The organism is Pseudomonas weihenstephanensis (assembly GCF_001043055.1).
Taxonomy (GTDB): Bacteria; Pseudomonadota; Gammaproteobacteria; order Pseudomonadales; family Pseudomonadaceae; genus Aquipseudomonas; species Aquipseudomonas weihenstephanensis.
Genome location: NZ_JYLF01000003.1, coordinates 633,693 through 653,369, shown reverse-complemented (window position 1 = coordinate 653,369; position 19,677 = coordinate 633,693). Strand labels below are relative to the sequence as shown.

Below are 19,677 nucleotides of genomic sequence, written 5' to 3'. Positions count from 1 at the left end.
CAGGAAGCCCGGACTAATAAGATGGCATTGAAATCCCCCGCGTTTCGTAAAAAATTTCCGTTGCTGGTAACCGGCAGTTTGCTGGCCATGCAACCTTTAGCTGCGCCATTCGCTGTTGCCGAGGAGCAGTATGACTGTTCCGTGTCGGCTTCGGGCGGCTGGGATTGCGCACCGAAAGCGACGACGGCTCAATTGCCGCCGCGCCCGGTTCACAGCGATGCATCGGTCGGCGCCAGTGGCGAGACGATCGAGCAAGTCGCCCAGACCCCGTTGGTGACAGAAGCCAAAGGCCGTGGTCTGAAAGCGCGCAGTGCCGACTACAGTCACCTCGACTGGGTGGAGCGCGACAAGCTGACCCCTGCACAACTGGCCGAAACCGGCCCGTATTGCTCGGGCGCTTACATCGAGCCAATCCGTCCGGGCATGAATGACCCGACCAGCAAAAGCGACTCCCCGACCTTTATCGGCGCCAAGGCTTCCCGCTACCAGCAGGAAGAGCAGATCGCGACGCTGGCCGGTGACGTTGTCATGCGTCAGGGCAGCATGCAGATCGAAGCCGACGAAGCCAGCCTGTATCAGGCTGAAAACCGGGGCGAGCTGAACGGCAAGGTCCGTCTGCGTGACAACGGTGCGTTGATTGTCGGCGATCACGCCGATGTTCAGCTCGACACCGGCGCAGCCAAGGTCGACAACGCTGAATACATCCTGCACAAGTCGCGCATTCGCGGCAGTGCGCTGTACGCCAAGCGCGGTGAAAACGCCATCATCCGCCTCAAGGATGGTACGTACACCACGTGCGAACCGAACAGCAACGCCTGGCAACTCAAGGGCAACAACATCACGTTGAACCCGGCCACCGGCTTCGGTACGGCCACCAACGTGACGTTGCGGGTTAAAGACATTCCGATCTTCTACACCCCGTACATCTATTTCCCGATCGACGACCGCCGTCAGTCCGGTTTCCTGCCGCCGTCCTTCAGCAGCAGCACCGACACCGGCTTTATGCTCGTGACCCCGTACTACTTCAACCTGGCGCCGAACTACGACGCCACGTTGTACCCGCGTTACATGACCAAGCGCGGCTTGTTGATGGAAGGCGAATTCCGCTACCTGACCGAGTCGAGCGAAGGTCAGTTTGGTGCCGCTTATCTGAACGACAAGGATGACAAGCGCAAAGACCAGACCGACTACAAAGACACCCGCTACATGCTCAACTGGCAGCACAAGGGTGGCCTGGATTCGCGCGTACTGACGCAGGTGGACTACACCAAGATCAGCGACCCGTATTACTTCCAGGACCTGCAAAGCGACCAGATCGGTGTTGAAAGCCGCGAATATGTGAACCAGCAAGGTTCGGTGACCTACCGTGGTGACACCTACAACGCCACGCTGAACGCTCAGGCCTATCAAATGGCCACCGTTACCCAGATCACGCCGTACAACAAGTTGCCGCAAATCACCTTCAACGGTGCGTTGCCGTACCACCCGGGCGGTCTGGACTTCAAATACGACACCGAGATTGTTCGCTTTGAGCGCAGCTTGGAAAACGGCGACTACACCAACGAAGACGGCACTGTCGCTAGCCGACTGGATACCCGTGTCGCAGGCCTGGCCCGCGCAAACGGTACGCGCCTGAACCTTGCGCCGAGCATGAGCTTGCCGATGACCGCGAGCTACGGCTACGTGACCCCATCGCTCAAGTACATGTACACCCAGTACGATCTTGATCTGGACACCAAAGGCAAACAGACCTTGCTGAAAGGGGAGCAATACAATAGTTCTCAAACCCGTAGCGTCCCGATCGCCAGTATCGACAGCGGCCTGTACTTCGACCGCAACACTCAATGGTTTGGCACCAACTACCGTCAGACCCTTGAGCCTCGTGCGTTCTACCTGTATGTGCCCGAGCGCGATCAAAGCGACATTCCAATCTTCGACACCAGCGAAAGCACGTTCAGCTACTCCTCGCTTTGGCGTGACAACCGCTTCACCGGTTCGGACCGCGTGGGTGACGAGAACAAACTGTCGCTGGGCCTGACCAGCCGCTGGATCGAGGACAACGGCTTTGAACGCCAACGCGTCAGCGTCGGCCAGGCCTACTACTTCAAGGACCGCAAAGTTCAGTTGCCGGGCATTTCCGACGACCGTAAAGACGCGACCTCCAACGTTTCCCCGTATGCACTGGAATACGCCTACCGCTTCAACCGCGACTGGCGTGCAACCGCTGACTACAACTGGGACCCGGAAACCCGCAGCCCGCGTTCTGGCAGCGCGATGATGCACTACCAGCCTGAAGACAACCCGAACAAGGTGGTCAACGCTGGCTTCCGTTATCGCAACGACCAGGTTCGCTACGACCAGTACACCGGTAAGTGGACCGTTGGCGGAGGCGATTACCTGTCTCCAGGCCAGCCTGGCTACATCAAGGATTACTACAAGATCAAGCAGCACGACTTCTCGGTGATCTGGCCGATCGTGCCGCAGTGGAACGTGATCAGCCGCTGGCAGTACGACTACAACCGCAACCGTACACTGGAAGCCTTCGGTGGTTTCGAGTACGACAACTGCTGCTGGAAACTTCGTCTGATCAACCGTTACTGGGTCTCCAACGACGAATACACCCAAGAAGCCCCTCAAAACGAGAAGGGCGACCATGGTCTCTTCCTTCAAATTGTGCTGAAAGGTCTCGGTGGCGTTGTTGGCACCAAAGTAGAGAGCTTCCTCGACAAAGGCATCCAAGGTTATCGTGAACGTGAAGATCAAGCTTTCTGAGTGTCTGCGCCCGCTAGTGCTGGGCGCGTTGTTTCTGGGTACCGCGGCTCACGCCGCGGTTCAGCCTCTGGATAAAGTCGTGGCCATCGTCGATAACGACGTGATCATGCAGAGCCAACTGGACCAGCGGGTTCAGGAAGTTCAGAAGACCATCGCCAAGCGCGGTCAGGGCGTACCGCCTGCCAGCGTTCTGGATCAGCAAGTGCTGGAGCGCCTGATCGTCGAAAACCTGCAATTGCAGATCGGCGAGCGCTCGGGCATTCGCATCACCGATGAAGAGCTGAACCAGGCTGTAGGCACGATTGCCCAGCGCAACAACATGACCATTGACCAGTTCCGTCAGGCGCTGGCTCATGATGGCCTGTCGTATGAAGATGCCCGTGACCAGATCCGTCGCGAAATGATCATCAGCCGTGTGCGTCAACGCCGTGTGGCGGAGCGCATTCAGGTGACCGATCAGGAAGTGCAAAACTTCCTCAAGTCCGATCTGGGCAAGATGCAAATGTCCGAAGAGTTCCAACTGGCCAACATCCTGATTCCAACGCCTGAAAGCGCGAATTCGGAAGCGATCCAGAACGCCTACAAACAAGCGGTTGATATCTACAACCAGCTGAAAAAAGGCGCTGACTTCGGCCAAATGGCAATCGCACGCTCGGGCAGCGATACTGCGCTGGAAGGCGGCGACATGGGCTGGCGTAAAGCGGCCCAACTGCCACCACCGTTCGACCGGCTATTGAGTGAAATGCCGGTGGGCGAGATCACTGAGCCTATTCGCACGCCTGGCGGTTTCATCATCCTCAAACTCAATGCCAAACGTGGCGGTGAGTCTGTGGTGGTGGACGAGGTGCATGTACGCCACATTCTGATCAAGCCAAGCGAAATCCGTACCGAAGCGCAGACGCAAGAGCTGATCAAAAGAATCCACGACCGTATCGAAGCGGGCGAAGATTTTGCGACCTTGGCTAAAACCTTCTCCGAAGATCCGGGTTCGGCGCTTAACGGCGGCGATCTGAACTGGGTTAACCCGGATTCGCTGGTGCCTGAGTTCCGCGCGGTCCTGGCTGATACCCCGCAAGGCAAACTGTCCAAGCCGTTTCAGACTCAATACGGCTGGCATGTACTGGAAGTGCTTGGCCGCCGCGCCACTGACAGCACGTCTCAAGCACGCGAACAACAGGCCATGAACGCCCTGCGTAACCGCAAGTACGACGAAGAGCTGCAAACCTGGCTGCGTCAGATCCGCGATGAAGCCTATGTAGAGATCAAACTGCCTGGCGCCACCTCGCAAGAGAACGCCGACCAGGCAGCACAGTGAAAAACCCGCGTTTTGCACTGACACCCGGCGAACCGGCAGGCATAGGTCCAGACCTGTGCCTGCTACTCGCCTCGCAACACCAGCCACATCCCCTGATTGCCATCACCAGCTGCGACCTGCTCACTGAGCGGGCCGCGCAGCTCGGTGTGGCTGTCACCCTGCTGCCGGTCAGCCCCGGCCACTGGCCTGAGCATCCGGCGCCAGCAGGCAGTTTGTATGTTTGGGATACGCCTTTGCACGCCCCTGTCACGGCGGGCACTCTGGACCAGGCCAACGCAGCCTTTGTGCTGCACACCCTGACTCGCGCCGCCCAAGGCTGCCTCGATGGCGACTTTGCAGGCATGATCACCGCCCCGGTACACAAAGGCGTGATCAATGAGGCCGGCATTCCCTTCTGCGGCCATACCGAATTCCTCGCCGACCTGACCCGCACTGAACAAGTGGTGATGATGCTGGCCACCCGCGGACTTCGCGTGGCGCTGGTAACAACGCACTTGCCGCTGCGTCAGGTCGCCGATGCAATCACCCCCGAGCGACTGATGCGCGTTACGCGTATTTTGCACGCCGACCTGCAACACAAATTCGGCATCGCCCAACCGCGCATCCTGGTGTGCGGGCTCAACCCCCACGCTGGCGAGGGCGGACATTTGGGCCATGAAGAAATCGACATCATTGAACCCACCCTGGAGCTACTGCGCAGCGAGGGCATGGACCTGCGTGGCCCGCTGCCTGCTGACACTCTGTTTACCCCCAAATATCTGGAACACTGCGACGCAGTGCTGGCGATGTACCACGACCAAGGCCTGCCCGTGCTGAAATACAAAGGGTTTGGCGCCGCCGTCAACATCACCCTGGGCTTGCCGATTATCCGCACCTCCGTAGACCATGGCACCGCCCTGGACCTGGCGGGCAGCGGCAAGATCGACACCGGCAGCCTGCAAGTCGCCCTGGAAACCGCCTACCAGATGGCCGAGACCCGTATATGAACGAGCAATACCAACACAAGGCGCGCAAGCGTTTTGGCCAAAACTTCCTGCATGACGCCGGTGTTATCGACCGCATTCTGCGTGCTATCAATGCCAAGGCCTGCGACCGACTGCTGGAAATCGGCCCGGGCCAAGGCGCATTGACCGAAGGCATCCTCGACAGCGGCGGCCAGCTCGACGTTGTTGAACTCGACAAAGACCTGATCCCGATCCTGAACCAGCAGTTTGCCGGCATGAGCAACTTCACTCTGCACCAGGGTGACGCGCTGAAGTTCGACTTCAAAAGCCTCAACGCCGCACCGCGCACTCTGCGCGTAGTGGGCAACCTGCCGTACAACATCTCCACGCCGCTGATTTTTCACCTGCTGAAAAACGCCGAGCTGATTCGCGACATGCACTTCATGCTGCAAAAAGAAGTGGTTGAGCGCATGGCCGCAGGGCCTGGCGGTGGCGACTGGGGTCGCTTGTCGATCATGGTTCAGTACCACTGCCGCGTCGAACATCTGTTCAACGTAGGCCCGGGCGCATTCAACCCGCCGCCTAAAGTTGATTCCGCGATTGTCCGTCTGGTGCCGCACGAAGTCCTTCCGCACCCGGCCAAAGACCATCGCCTGCTGGAACGCGTGGTTCGCGAAGCCTTTAATCAGCGTCGCAAAACCCTGCGCAACACCCTTAAAGCCTTGCTCAGCAACGCTGAAATCGAAGCCGCAGGCGTCGATGGCAGCAAACGTCCTGAGCAACTCGACCTTGCCGCCTTTGTGCGCCTGGCTGACAAGCTCAGCGAACAACCGGTTGCAGCGCCCGCTGCCGACTGATTGAACGCGTAAAACGGGTACAGGCCACATCTGGCCTAGTACCCGTGTCTTGGCCTAGACTCAGGCATCAGTTTTATCCCAAGCTGTGTCTCCGCATTCAAGTAAGGCCTTCAGAATGTCTGATCCCCGCTATCAGGTCGACGTCAGCGTCGTCACCCGTTACTTGCCAGAACAATCCCAACCCGATCAGGATCGCTATGCCTTCGCCTATACCATCACGGTGAAGAACAACGGCTCTGTGCCTGCACAATTGTTGTCACGTCATTGGGTGATCACCGATGGCGACGGGCACGTCGAAGAAGTGCGTGGTGCAGGCGTGGTGGGCCTTCAACCGTTGATTCAATCCGGTGAAGAGCACACCTACAGCAGCGGTTCGGTCATCACGACCAAGGTCGGCACCATGCAAGGCAGTTATCTGATGCAGGCTGACGACAACTATCAGTTCAAAGCCACCATCGCGCCCTTCCGCCTTGCCGTACCCGGAGCGTTGCACTGATGACGGTGTATGCCGTTGGCGACCTGCAAGGCTGCCTGCAACCGCTTAAATGCCTGCTGGAGCGGGTAGCGTTCAACCCGACCACCGACACCCTCTGGCTGGTGGGCGACCTGGTCAATCGTGGCCCCGAGTCACTGGAGACCCTGCGTTATCTGTACCGCATGCGCGAATCACTGGTGTGCGTGCTGGGCAACCATGACTTGCACCTGCTTGCAGTGGGCCACAATATTGAGCGCCTGAAAAAAGGCGACACGTTGCGCGAGATCCTTGACGCCCCGGATTGCGCCGAGCTGCTCAATTGGCTACGCCAACAGCCGCTCCTGCACTACGACCTGCTGCGTAATACCGCACTGGTCCATGCGGGCATTCCACCGCAGTGGAGCCTGAAAAAAGCCCTCAAGTACGCCAGCGAAGTGGAACATGCACTAAGGGATGACAGCCTGCTGGGGCCTTTTCTCGACGGCATGTACGGCAACGAACCGGCCAAGTGGGACAACGACCTGACCGGCATCGCACGCCTGCGGGTGATTACCAACTACTTCACGCGCATGCGCTTTTGTACCCGCGACGGCAAACTCGACCTTAAAAGCAAAGAAGGCGTCGGCAGCGCCCCGCCCGATTACGCACCGTGGTTCAGTTACAAAGAACGTAAAACGCAAGACCTGAAGATCATCTTCGGGCATTGGGCCGCACTGGAAGGCCACTGCAAGGAGCCGGGGATTTTCGCCCTCGACACCGGCTGCGTCTGGGGCGGGGCCATGACCCTGCTCAATGTCGACACCGGCCAGCGTTTAAGCTGCGATTGCGACGACCTCCACCTTGCGGCGCCTGTCACGGCTCCCCTCCCTTCCCAACCTTTGGGCGCAACCCCCACGCGCCCGTAGTCAGGCCACAGGAATTTCCCATGACCGAATTCAAACGTATCCCGCCCCAGCAAGCCCACACACTGCGCGAACAAGGCGCCGTAGTGGTTGATATCCGCGACCCGCAAGCCTTTGCCGCCAGACATATCACTGGCGCCAAACACCTGGATAACCATTCGCTGCACGACTTCATTACCAAAGCCGATCTAGACGCGCCACTGATCGTCGCCTGCTACCACGGCAACTCCAGCCAAAGTGCAGCGGCCTATCTGGTTGGCCAAGGCTTTAGCGAGGTGTACAGCCTGGACGGTGGCTTCGAACTATGGCACAAGACTTTTCCGCAAGAAACGTGCGAAGGATCTGCCGAATAATTTTTAATAAACGCCAAGCCCGCGTATTCAGTGGGCTGGCGCCCCCCAGACCAACGGTCTAACGCAACAAATCACGCATCTCGCCTTGACCTCTCCCATAACCAACTATCCTTTAGCTCAGGCCATCCGAATCTGGGGAGAGCCGGTACACCGGCGTATGGATCATCAGTAGTAACTTCAAAGGGTTAGCCCCTTTGATGGTGTCCTGGGGGGTACACAGCGACTGCAACGTTGCTGCATGCCAGCACTCGAACTGACCGATCAATCGCCGGCTCCACGTATCGAGCGAGGTGACGTCATGAGTATTTTTAGCCACTTCCAACAACGCTTTGAATCCACACGCCAAGAAGAGCTCACGCTCCAGGAATACCTTGAGCTGTGCAAAAACGACAAAAGCGCTTACGCCTCTGCCGCCGAAAGGCTGCTGCTGGCCATCGGTGAACCGGAACTGCTGGACACCTCGACCAACTCTCGCCTGTCGCGAATCTTCTCCAACAAAGTGATTCGCCGTTATCCGGCCTTTGCTGACTTCCATGGAATGGAAGAATGCATTGAACAGATCGTCTCGTATTTCCGCCACGCCGCCCAAGGGCTGGAAGAAAAGAAACAAATCCTCTACCTGCTCGGCCCGGTGGGCGGCGGCAAGTCCTCGCTGGCTGAAAAGCTCAAACAGCTGATCGAGAAGGTGCCGTTCTATGCCATTAAAGGCTCGCCCGTATTCGAGTCGCCACTGGGGCTGTTCAACGCCACCGAAGATGGCGCCATCCTTGAAGAAGACTTCGGGATTTCCAAGCGCTACCTGAGCACCATCATGTCGCCGTGGGCCACCAAACGGCTGGCCGAGTTTGGCGGTGACATCAGCCAATTTCGCGTGGTCAAGCTCTATCCCTCCATCCTCAACCAGATCGCAGTGGCAAAAACCGAGCCGGGTGATGAGAACAACCAGGACATTTCTGCGCTGGTGGGTAAGGTTGATATACGCAAACTCGAAGAATTCCCACAGAACGACGCCGATGCTTACAGCTACTCGGGCGCACTGTGCCGGGCCAACCAGGGCCTGATGGAGTTCGTCGAAATGTTTAAAGCGCCGATCAAGGTGCTGCACCCGCTGCTTACCGCCACTCAAGAAGGCAACTACAACAGCACCGAAGGGCTGGGGGCGATTCCGTTTACCGGAGTCTTGCTGGCGCACTCCAACGAGTCGGAGTGGCATACCTTCCGCAACAACAAAAACAACGAAGCGTTTATCGACCGGATTTACATCGTCAAAGTGCCGTACTGCCTGCGCGTCAGCGACGAAGTCAAAATCTACGACAAATTGCTGTTCAACAGCTCGCTGGCCAAAGCCCACTGCGCGCCTGACACCCTGAAGATGCTCGCTCAGTTCACCGTACTGTCACGCCTCAAAGAGCCAGAAAACTCCAATATCTACTCCAAGATGCGCGTGTATGACGGTGAAAACCTCAAAGACACCGATCCGAAAGCCAAATCCATTCAGGAGTACCGCGACACGGCTGGCGTAGACGAAGGCATGAACGGCCTGTCGACCCGCTTTGCCTTCAAGATCCTGTCCAAGGTGTTCAACTTCGACCCGCACGAAATTGCCGCCAACCCGGTGCACCTGCTGTATGTGCTCGAACAGCAGATCGAACAGGAACAGTTCCAGCCTGAAACCCGCGAACGTTATCTGCGGTTCCTGAAAGAGTACCTGGCACCACGCTATATCGAGTTCATCGGCAAAGAGATCCAGACCGCGTACCTGGAGTCCTACAGCGAATACGGACAGAACATCTTCGACCGCTACGTGCTTTACGCAGACTTCTGGATTCAGGATCAGGAGTACCGCGATCCCGAAACCGGCGAAATCCTCAACCGCGTGGCGCTCAACGAGGAGCTGGAAAAAATCGAAAAACCGGCCGGCATCAGCAACCCGAAAGATTTCCGCAACGAAATCGTCAACTTCGTGTTGCGCGCCCGTGCCAACAACAACGGCAAAAATCCGACCTGGCTCAGCTACGAAAAACTGCGGGTCGTGATCGAGAAGAAAATGTTCTCCAACACTGAAGACCTGCTGCCGGTCATCAGCTTCAACGCCAAAGCGAGCAAAGAGGACCAACAGAAACACAACGACTTTGTGACCCGAATGGTCGAACGCGGCTACACCGACAAACAAGTACGACTGCTCTCCGAGTGGTACCTGCGGGTCAGAAAATCGCAGTGATGCAGCGCCAGGCACCCAGCAGCAGGTTGCACGTAAAAAGCGCATAAGCCCCACACCGGGAGCGCTTCAACTTGCAGCTTGCCGCTCACCCCTTGAAGCTGCCCGGAGGGCTTATGAGCTATGTGATCGATCGACGCCTCAACGGCAAGAACAAGAGCACGGTAAACCGCCAGCGCTTCCTGCGCCGCTATCGCGACCACATTAAAAAGGCCGTCGAAGAAGCCGTAGGTCGCCGCTCCATTACAGACATGGAGCATGGCGAACAAATCAGCATTCCAGGCCGCGATATCGACGAGCCGGTGCTCCATCATGGCCGTGGCGGCAAACAAACCGTCGTCCACCCCGGCAACAAGGAGTTCACCAGCGGCGAACATATCCAGCGCCCGCAAGGCGGCTCAGGCGGTGGCGGCGGGCCTGGCAAGGCGGGCAACTCCGGCGAAGGCATGGATGAGTTCGTGTTCCAGATCACACAGGAAGAGTTCCTCGAATTCATGTTCGAAGACCTCGAACTGCCCAACCTGGTCAAACGCAACCTGACCGGCACTGACACCTTCAAAACCGTACGCGCGGGCATCAGCAATGAGGGCAACCCGTCGCGCATCAACATCATTCGCACCCTGCGCTCAGCCCACGCGAGGCGTATCGCCCTGACGGGCAGCAGCCGTAAAAAACTTAAAGAGGCCAACGCTGAACTTGAGCGACTAAAGCGCGAAGAGCCTGACAACTTCGGCGATATCAAAGAAATAGAGAGCGAAATCGAGAAACTCAGCGCGCGGATTCATCGCGTGCCGTTCCTCGACACCTTCGACCTCAAGTACAACTTGCTGGTCAAACAACCCAACCCCAGCTCCAAAGCCGTGATGTTCTGCCTGATGGACGTTTCCGGCTCCATGACGCAGGCCACCAAAGACATCGCCAAGCGCTTCTTCATCCTGCTGTACCTGTTTCTGAAACGGAACTACGACAAGATCGACGTGGTGTTTATTCGCCACCACACCAGCGCCCGTGAAGTGGACGAAGAAGAGTTTTTCTATTCCCGGGAAACCGGCGGCACCATTGTGTCCAGCGCACTCAAACTGATGCAGGAGATCATGGCTGAGCGCTACCCCACCAACGAATGGAATATCTACGCCGCACAAGCGTCCGACGGCGACAACTGGAACGACGATTCCCCCATTTGCCGCGACATTTTGATCAACCAGATCATGCCGTTCGTCCAGTACTACACTTACGTGGAAATTACCCCCCGCGAGCATCAGGCACTCTGGTACGAGTACGAACGCATCAGCGAGGCGTTTAGCGACACCTTCGCCCAGCAGCAATTAGTTTCGGCCGGCGATATCTACCCGGTCTTCCGTGAACTCTTCCAGCGCAGGTTAGTGACATGACCGCCAAAGAGAATAAACGCCATCCCATCTCCACTGGCTCAGAGTGGACCTTTGAACTGATTCAGGCCTATGACCGTGAGATCGGACGCTTGGCCGAACGCTATGCGTTGGACACCTACCCCAACCAGATAGAAGTCATCACCGCTGAACAAATGATGGATGCCTACGCCTCCGTAGGCATGCCGCTTGGCTATCACCATTGGTCCTATGGCAAACACTTCTTGAGCACCGAGAAGTCCTACACCCGTGGACAGATGGGGCTGGCCTACGAAATCGTCATAAACTCAGACCCGTGCATCGCTTATCTGATGGAAGAAAACACCATCTGCATGCAAGCGCTGGTGGTCGCGCACGCCTGCTACGGCCACAACAGCTTCTTCAAGGGCAATTACCTGTTTCGCACCTGGACCGACGCCAGCTCGATCATCGACTACCTGGTGTTCGCCAAGCAGTACATCATGCAGTGCGAAGAACGCCACGGCATTGATGCTGTTGAAGACCTGCTCGACTCCTGCCATGCGCTGATGAATTACGGGGTCGATCGCTACAAACGGCCGTATCCGATTTCTGCCGAGGAAGAACGCCGCCGGCAAAAAGACCGCGAAGAGCACCTGCAAAAACAGATCAACGATCTGTGGCGCACCATTCCCAAAGGCGCAGACAAGTTCAGCGAAAAAGACAACGCTCGCTTCCCCGATGAACCGCAGGAAAACATTCTGTACTTCATCGAAAAACACGCTCCGCTGTTGGAGCCTTGGCAGCGCGAAATCGTACGAATCGTGCGCAAAATCGCTCAGTATTTTTACCCGCAGCGCCAAACCCAAGTCATGAACGAAGGCTGGGCGACCTTCTGGCACTACACCCTGATGAACGACCTCTACGACGAGGGGCTTGTGACCGAAGGCTTCATGATGGAGTTCCTCACGTCCCACACCAGCGTCGTGTTTCAACCCGGCTTCGACAGCCCTTACTACAGCGGCATCAACCCCTACGCGTTAGGTTTTGCAATGTACCGCGACATCCGGCGCATCTGCGAAGCACCCACCGAAGAGGATTATCACTGGTTCCCGGACATGGCCGGCAGCGACTGGCTGTCGAGTATCAAGTTCGCCATGAGCAGCTTTAAAGACGAGAGTTTTATCCTGCAATACTTGTCTCCTAAAGTGATCCGAGACCTGAAGCTGTTCAGCATCATGGATGACGACCAGAAAGACGACTTGCTGGTCCCGGCCATTCACGACGAAAACGGCTATCGCATCATTCGAGAAACCTTGGCCGCTCAATACAATCTGGGCAATCGCGAACCCAACGTGCAAATCTGGAGCATCGACCGGCGCGGCGACCGTTCGCTCACCCTGCGCCACCAACAACATGACCGCAAACCCCTGGGCGAGTCCACCGACGAAGTACTCAAACACCTGCATCGTCTGTGGGGCTTTGATATCCACCTCGAAACCCTGCAAGGCGATCAGATCATGAAAGTCCATCATGTGCCGCCCAAAGGCGAGCATGGCGAGATGGACTACGCGCGACTGGATCTCAGCGCCCTCCACCTGTGACACAAGGGCCTCCGTTTGTGCGGCGCAGCGGTTATCCTGTCGCGCTAACGGAGGTTTTTTATGCAGATCTATAAAGTCGGCGGGGCAGTACGTGATCGCTTGTTGGGCAAACCGGTCACCGACATCGACTGGGTGGTGGTAGGCGCCAGTGCCGAGCAAATGCTCGCCAAGGGCTTTCGCCCTGTAGGCTCCGACTTCCCTGTGTTCCTGCACCCCAAGACGGGTGAGGAGTACGCGCTGGCCCGCACCGAGCGCAAAAGTGGTCATGGCTATGGCGGTTTTGTGTTCCATGCCAGCCCCGACGTCACCCTCGAAGAAGACCTGATTCGCCGCGACCTGACCATCAACGCGATGGCTGAAGATAACGCTGGCAATATCACCGACCCGTATCATGGCCAACAGGACCTGGAAGCCCGGATATTGCGTCACGTTTCACCCGCATTCGCCGAAGATCCGCTGCGAGTGTTGCGCGTTGCACGCTTTGCTGCGCGCTATGCCGGGCTGGGTTTCAAGGTGGCTGCCGAAACCCTGGAACTGATGCGCCAATTGTCTGCCTCAGGCGAACTGCAAGCCCTGACACCCGAGCGCTGCTGGAAAGAAATCTCCCGAGCACTGATGGAAGACCACCCACAGGTATTTATCGAAGTGTTGCGCAGTTGCGGTGCACTGCACGTGCTGTTACCCGAGGTAAACGCACTGTTTGGCGTGCCGCAGCCCCCTGCCCACCATCCCGAAATAGACAGTGGTGTTCACACCCTAAGCGTGCTTGAACAAGCGGCGCGGCATCATCAGCCCCTGACCGTGCGCTGGGCGTGTCTGCTGCATGACGTGGGCAAAGGGCTGACCCGCGAGAGCGAGTGGCCGCGGCACATCGCCCACGAGCACAAGGGACAGCGCCTGATTAAAGCCATCAATGAACGTTTTAAAGTGCCTCGGGACTGTCAGGAATTGGCCATGTTGGTCGGCGAATACCACACCCACGGCCATCGCGCGCTTGAACTCAAGGCATCGACCTTACTGGAGTTGTTGCAACGTTTTGACGTGTACCGTCGGCCGCAACGCTTTGAAGAGTTCATCGTGGCGTGCGAGATGGATGCCAAGGGACGGTTGGGGCTAGAAAACCGGCCTTATCCACAAGCGGATTACCTGCGAGGAGCGGCACAGGCAGCCCTGAGCGTCGCAGTCCAACCCCTGCTTGAACAGGGTTTCAAAGGCCCGGACCTGGGAGAGGCCCTCAAGCGCGAGCGACTCAAGGCACTGCAAGCCTACAAAGACGCCGCCAAAAACTGATGCCGAAACAGGTTGCCACGACCTCGGACGCAAAACCTGTCGCTGACGCGTCATGCGAGGCTGCTTGCGGGGGTGATGCTACCCGCGCCGCAGCCTCGCGCCTCGACAGCGACTACAACAACGGACAGGGGGGCAGCATGTTTGCCGGCGTCAACGGCACACCGCGCCATTCGAATGCGGCGGGTACGAGCACTTGATCGATTTGCGCGTCTGCCCACATTTGGCCCAGCGTTTTACCTGTACCCGGATGAACCCTTTCCGTGGCCATTAGCGACAACGGCCATAGCACGAAGGCATTGGTGAGAATTTCAGCACGCGGCAAGATCAATCCGTCGAAATTGCCCGTGAGGTCACCGTAAAACAACACGTCGATGTCCAAGGGCAAACCTTTGCGATCCTGAGCATATCGTCCGTTATCCGCTTCGATAAGTTTCAAACGTCGACTCAACTCAGGCAACGAAAGATCCGTTTCAGCCGACACTACGAGGTTGAAAAAGGGTCCGCTTTTGATCCCCACCGGCTGACTTTCAAACACTGGCGAGCAATTCACGCCCCGAAGAAAACCCGCCAGTGCATCAAGACCTGCGCGCAAATGCGTTTCGCGCTCGACATTGCTGCCCAGCCCGAGAAAGACCTGAGTTAGCGACATCCGCGCTCTATCTCCACACCCACCCCAGTGGCCGCCGCAACGGCACCAGGCTTGGTCAATTTGAGATGCAGCCAGGGAATATTAAATTCGTTCATCAACACCTCGGCCAAACGCTCGGCAAAGGTTTCAACCAACTGGAATTGAGCCTGGTCGGCAAATGCCTGAATACGCGCCGACACACTGGCGTAGTCCAATGCCAGTGTCAGGTCATCCCCCGCAGCAGCCGGGCGGTTGTCCCACGCAAAACTCAGATCAAGGCGCAAACACTGACGGATGCCACGCTCCCAGTCATAAGCACCGATTACGGTGTCAACTTCCAGGCCTTCGATAAACACTCTGTCCAAGCACTCTTCTCCGCAGCACGACAAGGGCGCAATGCGCCGTTAGAATCAGGGCGTCCTCGCCCGGAATAGTTAGCATGTTTTGGTTACTGGCGATTATCGCCTACCTGCTTGGCTCGCTGTCCTTCGCCATTTTGCTCAGCCGCCTGACCGGTAACCCCGATCCGCGAATGAGTGGCTCAGGCAATGCGGGCGCGACCAATATGTTGCGCCTGGCCGGTAAAAAACTGGCCATCCTCACGTTGCTCGGCGACCTGTGCAAAGGCTTGCTGCCTGTCTTGCTCGCCAACCAACTCGACTTCGCACTCCAGCAACAAGCCTGGATCGGCGTCTTCGCCGTCATCGGCCACATGTACCCGGCCTTCTTCCGCTTCAGGGGCGGAAAAGGCGTCGCCACGGCTGCCGGCATGCTGCTGGCACTGTACCCGCCCGCTGCCCTGCTGGCCGTAGCTGCGTGGCTATTGACCTTTCAACTCACCCGCACCAGCTCACTCGCCGCCCTGATTGCCACCCCTCTGACCCTGCCATTACTGGCCTGGCAAGAACCCGCCGCCCTGCTGCCCATGTGTGCACTGACCGCACTGATTGTGTGGCGCCACCGCGGCAATTTACGCGACCTGCTGGCCGGGCGCGAACGGCATTTCTGAATGCGCCAAATGAAAAAAGCTCATATTCGGCAACGTCCGCGCCCGTTCAACCTCACAGCGGACTCAGTTGCTCCATTGGCCAGCGTGCCTGCACGCTGATTGCCAGGCTTTCGTGCTGACCGGCCTGCAAACGCTGGCAACCTGCAAACGCAATCATCGCGCCGTTGTCTGTACAGAACTCAGGACGCGCATAGAACACGTTGCCATTCATCTCGCCGAGCATTTTCTCCAGTGAAGCGCGCAATGCCGTATTGGCACTCACGCCGCCCGCAATCACCAGACGCTTCATGCCCGCCTGCTTAAGCGCGCGCTTGCACTTGATGGTTAAGGTTTCGACCACTGCCTGCTGGAACGCCAGCGCGATATCGCTGCGCGTTTGCTCACTGTCATCGCCCGCCGTTACGCAGCGCTGCCATGTGTTCAAGGCGAAGGTTTTCAACCCACTGAAGCTGAATGCAAGGCCCGGACGGTCCGTCATCGGGCGTGGGAACACAAAGCGCCCCGCAACCCCGTGAGCGGCCAGACGTGCGATTTCAGGACCGCCTGGATAGTTGAGCCCCATCATCTTCGCGGTCTTGTCAAACGCCTCACCTGCGGCGTCGTCGAGCGTCTCGCCGAGCAACTCGTATTGACCGATGCCATCCACGCGCACCAGCTGCGTGTGACCACCCGAGACCAACAAAGCGACGAACGGGAACTCGGGGGGCTGCTCCTCCAGCATAGGGGCCAGCAAGTGGCCTTCCATGTGGTGCACGCCCAGTGCCGGAATGCCCCAGGCAAAAGCCAGTGCCTGAGCGCACGAAGCCCCGACCAGCAAGGCCCCGACCAACCCCGGACCCGCCGTGTAGGCGATAGCGTCAATCTCTGTGGGCACGCAGTCTGCCTCGGCCAGCACCTGACGAATCAAGGGCAGCATGCGTTTGACGTGATCGCGTGACGCCAGCTCCGGCACCACACCGCCATAAGCGCGGTGCAGGTCGATCTGACTGAACAGCGCATCGGCTAAAAGCCCGCGCTCACTGTCGTATAGCGCGACGCCGGTTTCGTCGCAGGAAGTTTCTAATCCCAGTACTAGCATGGGTTTGCGCCTTGTAGAGGCTAAATTCGAAGGCGCGCATAATAGTCGCCACTACCGCCCCCGGCCAGCGGTTTTCGATCAGAGGCTTTGCATTCCGGGCGATGAGGGGTTAACATCCGCAACCCTTAAAAACCGACGTCTTCCAACGCGATTTTGCCTTGAGACGTTGACCCCGGTAATGAATGAAGGTAGCTCTGGATGCCAGCCGTCAAAGTAAAAGAGAACGAACCCTTCGACGTAGCTCTGCGTCGTTTCAAGCGCTCCTGCGAAAAAGCCGGTGTACTGGCTGAAGTTCGCAGCCGCGAATTTTACGAGAAGCCGACTTCTGAGCGTAAGCGTAAGGCAGCAGCTGCTGTTAAGCGTCACGCGAAGAAAGTTCAGCGCGAGCAGCGCCGCGCCGTTCGTCTGTACTAATACACAGACGTTCGTTGCATGCTTCTGCCAAGCCCGGCCTAAAGCCGGGCCGTAGGCAGTTGCAGCAAGTTACACGCACTATCGTCAAGGCCGCAGATGCGACCGCGACAAAAGCTACACACGTCAGACCTGGCCTATAAGCCAGCGGTGCACGTCTTTACTGACGAGCCTTTCAAGGCTACCGACGAGCACACACCTCTGATTTTCCTTAAAGACGATCAGCCCAAGGCATCTCTCCCCTGCCTGCTTATGAGCTATCCGAGACCAGCCATTGGTCAATGCCGGACTCAGAGCGTGACATTTTCGAACCCATTCACTCAGATTTAAACCCGAGTCTACGGAGCTTCGACAGATACACTTCCCGACATGATTGAGCAGACGCCACACGTTCGAGCAGCGCTTTCGCCTGCACGCCCTGATGACCAAGCCCATTTATTCGGCTATTTTTTTGCGCTGAGATGACGAGAACGCTATGGCAGGGTTAATCCCCCAGAGCTTTATTGACGACCTTCTGAACCGCACCGATATCGTCGATGTCGTCAGCTCACGCGTGCAAATGAAGAAAGCAGGCAAAAACTACACCGCCTGCTGCCCCTTCCACAAAGAAAAGACCCCCTCCTTCAGCGTCAGCCCGGACAAACAGTTTTATTACTGCTTTGGCTGCGGCGCAGGGGGGAACGCTCTCGGCTTCATCATGGACCACGACAACCTGGACTTCCCCCAGGCCGTCGAAGAACTGGCCAAAGCCGCGGGCATGGAAATCCCCCGGGAAGAAAGCGGTCGCCCGCACAAACCACGCCAGCCGACCGACTCCCCGCTTTACCCGTTGCTGACCGCTGCCGCCGACTTTTACCGTCAAGCCCTGAAAAGCCACCCGGCGCGTAAATCGGCTGTGGAGTACCTCAAAGGTCGCGGCCTGACCGGCGAGATCGCCCGCGACTTCGGACTGGGCTTCGCCCCACCCGGCTGGGACAACCTGTTCAAGCACCTGAGCAATGACACGCTCCAGCAAAAAGCCATGATCGATGCAGGCTTGCTGGTCGAAAACGCAGAGACCGGCAAACGCTACGACCGCTTTCGCGATCGCGTGATGTTTCCGATCCGCGACAGCCGTGGCCGCATCATCGCCTTCGGTGGCCGCGTACTGGGCGACGACAAACCCAAATACCTGAACTCCCCGGAAACCCCGGTTTTTCACAAAGGCCAGGAACTGTACGGGCTGTTCGAAGCGCGAAAGTTCAATCGCAGCCTCGATGAAATTATCGTGGTTGAAGGCTATATGGACGTTATTGCACTGGCCCAACAAGGGCTGCGCAATGCCGTTGCAACACTCGGCACCGCGACCAGCGAAGAGCACATGAAACGTCTGTTTCGCGTGGTGCCCAGCGTATTGTTTTGCTTTGACGGCGACCAGGCAGGCCGCAATGCCGCCTGGCGCGCACTGGAAGCCACGCTGCCCTGCTTGCAAGACGGCCGCCGGGCACGCTTCCTGTTTTTACCCGAAGGCGAAGACCCGGACACCCTGGTGCGGTCCGAAGGCAGCGATGCATTCAAGGCGCGAATCAATCAGCACGCTCAGCCGCTGGCCGACTACTTCTTCCAGCAACTGACGGAAGAAACCGATCCGCGCTCGCTTGAAGGCAAGGCCCACATGGCCACGCTGGCAGCGCCGCTTATCGATAAAGTGCCCGGCGCCAACCTGCGCAACTTGATGCGTCAGCATTTAAGCGAAATAACCGGTCTCAACAGCGAAGCGGTCAGCCAACTGGCGCAAAGTGCTCCCCCACCCGCGCAACCCGCCTACGACCCCGGCATTGATTACGACGCCATGCCGGATTACAGCGACTTCCAGCAGCCAGACGCCTACATCCCCCAACAGGAATGGACGCCGAAAAAAACCGGCGCTGGCGGCAAAAAGTGGGAAAACAAACCGTGGGACAAAAAGGGCAAGCGTGGCGGCGAGCGCGAACAGGCGTGGATCCCCGTGGGCGTTGAACCGCCCACCCTGACCGCCCTGCGCACACTGCTGCATCACCCTCAACTGGCTAAAAAAGTTGAGGATGCCGAGCACTTTGCAGCCGAAGATCAGACGAACAACCAGCTATTGATTGCACTGGTAGAGGCTGTACAGAAAAATCCTAAGCTAAGCTCTATCCAGTTACTGTCGCGCTGGCACGGCACTGAACAGGGTCGCTTACTGCAAAGGCTGCTGGAAAAGGAGTGGCTAATTGATGCCGATAACCTTGAACAACAGTTTTTCGACACCATAACAAGCTTGTCAGCTCGTCAACGCGAGCGAAATTTAGAGCAACTTCTTCGAAAAGCACGTCAAGGCGAGCTCAGTACCGAGGAGAAAAATCAGTTACGCGACCTCCTAAGTCGCAATAATCCTGCATCAAACCCGACCTCAACTGGCGCGTGAGGTCATAGCTAAGGTATAATCCTCGGCTTGTTTTTTGCCCGCCAAGACCT

Annotated in this window: 17 protein-coding genes; 14 read left to right on the top strand and 3 right to left on the bottom strand. The window is 57.7% G+C overall.

What is annotated here, in order from left to right; genetic code table 11:
* Positions 1–21: 21 nt before the first annotated feature.
* From TU86_RS10610 to TU86_RS10560, 11 genes are all read left to right on the top strand, one after another.
* Positions 22–2,772 carry an LPS-assembly protein LptD gene (locus tag TU86_RS10610; protein WP_048364237.1) on the top strand — a complete coding sequence of 917 codons (2,751 nt, stop codon included), beginning with the start codon at positions 22–24 and terminating at the stop codon, positions 2,770–2,772.
* Entirely contained in the window at positions 2,747–4,087 is a 1,341-nt protein-coding gene (gene surA / locus TU86_RS10605; RefSeq protein ID WP_193387776.1) for a peptidylprolyl isomerase SurA, read from the top strand. The genes TU86_RS10610 and surA overlap by 26 nt, the downstream gene beginning before the upstream one ends.
* On the top strand, positions 4,084–5,073 hold the full coding sequence (gene pdxA, locus TU86_RS10600; protein ID WP_048364235.1) for a 4-hydroxythreonine-4-phosphate dehydrogenase PdxA: 990 nt from the start codon (positions 4,084–4,086) through the stop codon (positions 5,071–5,073). The genes surA and pdxA overlap by 4 nt, the downstream gene beginning before the upstream one ends.
* Positions 5,070–5,888, top strand: a complete 819-nt coding sequence (rsmA, locus tag TU86_RS10595; RefSeq protein ID WP_048364234.1) for a 16S rRNA (adenine(1518)-N(6)/adenine(1519)-N(6))-dimethyltransferase RsmA — start codon at positions 5,070–5,072, stop codon at positions 5,886–5,888. The genes pdxA and rsmA overlap by 4 nt, the downstream gene beginning before the upstream one ends.
* Positions 5,889–6,003: 115 nt before the next feature.
* Entirely contained in the window at positions 6,004–6,384 is a 381-nt protein-coding gene (gene apaG, locus TU86_RS10590; protein ID WP_048364233.1) for a Co2+/Mg2+ efflux protein ApaG, read from the top strand.
* On the top strand, positions 6,384–7,268 hold the full coding sequence (locus TU86_RS10585; protein WP_048364232.1) for a symmetrical bis(5'-nucleosyl)-tetraphosphatase: 885 nt from the start codon (positions 6,384–6,386) through the stop codon (positions 7,266–7,268). The genes apaG and TU86_RS10585 overlap by 1 nt, the downstream gene beginning before the upstream one ends.
* Before the next feature lie 20 nt (positions 7,269–7,288).
* Positions 7,289–7,618, top strand: coding sequence for a thiosulfate sulfurtransferase GlpE (gene glpE, locus TU86_RS10580; RefSeq protein WP_048364231.1), 330 nt, complete (start codon positions 7,289–7,291; stop codon positions 7,616–7,618).
* A 298-nt stretch (positions 7,619–7,916) separates the two neighbouring features.
* Complete coding sequence (locus TU86_RS10575) at positions 7,917–9,839, top strand: PrkA family serine protein kinase (protein WP_048364230.1); 1,923 nt, start codon at positions 7,917–7,919, stop codon at positions 9,837–9,839.
* A gap of 113 nt (positions 9,840–9,952) precedes the next feature.
* Positions 9,953–11,227: a YeaH/YhbH family protein gene (locus TU86_RS10570; protein WP_048364229.1), complete on the top strand. Its 1,275-nt coding sequence runs from the start codon at positions 9,953–9,955 to the stop codon at positions 11,225–11,227.
* A complete protein-coding gene (locus TU86_RS10565) occupies positions 11,224–12,786 on the top strand; it encodes a SpoVR family protein (protein WP_048364228.1) in 1,563 nt (520 codons plus the stop codon). The genes TU86_RS10570 and TU86_RS10565 overlap by 4 nt, the downstream gene beginning before the upstream one ends.
* 60 nt (positions 12,787–12,846) lie before the next feature.
* Entirely contained in the window at positions 12,847–14,076 is a 1,230-nt protein-coding gene (locus TU86_RS10560; protein WP_048364227.1) for a multifunctional CCA addition/repair protein, read from the top strand.
* A gap of 112 nt (positions 14,077–14,188) precedes the next feature.
* On the opposite strand, the gene folK is transcribed toward TU86_RS10560, so the two are convergent.
* Positions 14,189–14,725 carry a 2-amino-4-hydroxy-6-hydroxymethyldihydropteridine diphosphokinase gene (gene folK, locus TU86_RS10555; RefSeq protein ID WP_048364226.1) on the bottom strand — a complete coding sequence of 179 codons (537 nt, stop codon included), beginning with the start codon at positions 14,723–14,725 and terminating at the stop codon, positions 14,189–14,191.
* Positions 14,716–15,069, bottom strand: a complete 354-nt coding sequence (gene folB, locus TU86_RS10550; RefSeq protein ID WP_048364225.1) for a dihydroneopterin aldolase — start codon at positions 15,067–15,069, stop codon at positions 14,716–14,718. Before folB ends, folK begins: the two co-directional genes overlap by 10 nt.
* A gap of 74 nt (positions 15,070–15,143) precedes the next feature.
* Between folB and plsY the strand changes: the two genes are divergently transcribed.
* Positions 15,144–15,713 carry a glycerol-3-phosphate 1-O-acyltransferase PlsY gene (plsY, locus tag TU86_RS10545; RefSeq protein WP_048364224.1) on the top strand — a complete coding sequence of 190 codons (570 nt, stop codon included), beginning with the start codon at positions 15,144–15,146 and terminating at the stop codon, positions 15,711–15,713.
* Between the two features lie 52 nt (positions 15,714–15,765).
* On the opposite strand, the gene tsaD is transcribed toward plsY, so the two are convergent.
* Positions 15,766–16,791, bottom strand: a complete 1,026-nt coding sequence (gene tsaD / locus TU86_RS10540; protein WP_048364223.1) for a tRNA (adenosine(37)-N6)-threonylcarbamoyltransferase complex transferase subunit TsaD — start codon at positions 16,789–16,791, stop codon at positions 15,766–15,768.
* Between the two features lie 198 nt (positions 16,792–16,989).
* Here tsaD and rpsU point away from each other — a divergent pair, with 198 nt between their 5' ends.
* Together rpsU and dnaG are read left to right on the top strand one after the other, a co-directional pair.
* Positions 16,990–17,205 carry a 30S ribosomal protein S21 gene (gene rpsU, locus TU86_RS10535; RefSeq protein ID WP_002551877.1) on the top strand — a complete coding sequence of 72 codons (216 nt, stop codon included), beginning with the start codon at positions 16,990–16,992 and terminating at the stop codon, positions 17,203–17,205.
* A gap of 472 nt (positions 17,206–17,677) precedes the next feature.
* Complete coding sequence (gene dnaG, locus TU86_RS10530; RefSeq protein WP_048364222.1) at positions 17,678–19,627, top strand: DNA primase; 1,950 nt, start codon at positions 17,678–17,680, stop codon at positions 19,625–19,627.
* Positions 19,628–19,677 lie beyond the last annotated feature (50 nt).

What these genes read in the sequence shown, in the direction of transcription:
- rsmA (WP_048364234.1), top strand. Translation starts at nt 5,070, where the DNA reads ATGAACGAGCAATACCAACACAAGGCGCGCAAGCGTTTTGGCCAAAAC.
- apaG (WP_048364233.1), top strand. Translation starts at nt 6,004, where the DNA reads ATGTCTGATCCCCGCTATCAGGTCGACGTCAGCGTCGTCACCCGTTAC.
- TU86_RS10575 (WP_048364230.1), top strand. Translation starts at nt 7,917, where the DNA reads ATGAGTATTTTTAGCCACTTCCAACAACGCTTTGAATCCACACGCCAA.
- dnaG (WP_048364222.1), top strand. Translation starts at nt 17,678, where the DNA reads ATGGCAGGGTTAATCCCCCAGAGCTTTATTGACGACCTTCTGAACCGC.
- TU86_RS10585 (WP_048364232.1), top strand. Translation starts at nt 6,384, where the DNA reads ATGACGGTGTATGCCGTTGGCGACCTGCAAGGCTGCCTGCAACCGCTT.
- TU86_RS10570 (WP_048364229.1), top strand. Translation starts at nt 9,953, where the DNA reads ATGAGCTATGTGATCGATCGACGCCTCAACGGCAAGAACAAGAGCACG.
- TU86_RS10610 (WP_048364237.1), top strand. Translation starts at nt 22, where the DNA reads ATGGCATTGAAATCCCCCGCGTTTCGTAAAAAATTTCCGTTGCTGGTA.
- tsaD (WP_048364223.1), bottom strand. Translation starts at nt 16,791, where the DNA reads ATGCTAGTACTGGGATTAGAAACTTCCTGCGACGAAACCGGCGTCGCG.
- rpsU (WP_002551877.1), top strand. Translation starts at nt 16,990, where the DNA reads ATGCCAGCCGTCAAAGTAAAAGAGAACGAACCCTTCGACGTAGCTCTG.
- glpE (WP_048364231.1), top strand. Translation starts at nt 7,289, where the DNA reads ATGACCGAATTCAAACGTATCCCGCCCCAGCAAGCCCACACACTGCGC.
- TU86_RS10560 (WP_048364227.1), top strand. Translation starts at nt 12,847, where the DNA reads ATGCAGATCTATAAAGTCGGCGGGGCAGTACGTGATCGCTTGTTGGGC.
- TU86_RS10565 (WP_048364228.1), top strand. Translation starts at nt 11,224, where the DNA reads ATGACCGCCAAAGAGAATAAACGCCATCCCATCTCCACTGGCTCAGAG.
- folK (WP_048364226.1), bottom strand. Translation starts at nt 14,725, where the DNA reads ATGTCGCTAACTCAGGTCTTTCTCGGGCTGGGCAGCAATGTCGAGCGC.
- plsY (WP_048364224.1), top strand. Translation starts at nt 15,144, where the DNA reads ATGTTTTGGTTACTGGCGATTATCGCCTACCTGCTTGGCTCGCTGTCC.